Below are 372 nucleotides of genomic sequence, written 5' to 3' on the forward strand. Positions count from 1 at the left end.
GGCGGCTCAAGGAGCCTTCCCATTCCTTCGTTTCGATCGCCGCAACCATTGTTGCTCCTTTTGATGGATACCAATCTCTTTTCCATAATCCTTCACGGTCTTGAAATGTCACCTGAAGATCATCAGCCTTATCTTCGGCAGGAGTTCCTTCACCGACTTCCTTCCCGGCTTTCCCACAATGTCGCAGAGAAATAAGATTTTCATGGTCACTTGGCGTATTCCACGGCGCGCATCTCGCGAATCACCGTGATCTGTATCTGACCGGGATACTTCATCTCATTCTCCACCTTCTTGGCTATCTCGTAACACAATTTGTAAACCGCCCCGTCATCAGCCACCGTAGGGGAGACCATGACGCGCACCTCTCGTCCT

Annotated in this window: 1 protein-coding gene and 1 pseudogene; one reads left to right on the forward strand and one right to left on the reverse strand. The window is 50.8% G+C overall.

The features are described 5' to 3' along the window. Positions 1-195, forward strand: a 195-nt coding sequence (locus EZM41_RS13820) for a hypothetical protein (RefSeq protein ID WP_232619234.1), incomplete at its 5' end; no start/stop codon positions are given. Positions 196-206: 11 nt separating this feature from the next. Here EZM41_RS13820 and EZM41_RS08630 read toward each other — a convergent pair. Next, positions 207-372: pseudogene (locus EZM41_RS08630) on the reverse strand (ribonuclease Y); the annotation flags it as partial.

This window comes from Acetomicrobium sp. S15 = DSM 107314, assembly GCF_016125955.1.
Classification (GTDB): Bacteria; Synergistota; Synergistia; order Synergistales; family Thermosynergistaceae; genus Thermosynergistes; species Thermosynergistes pyruvativorans.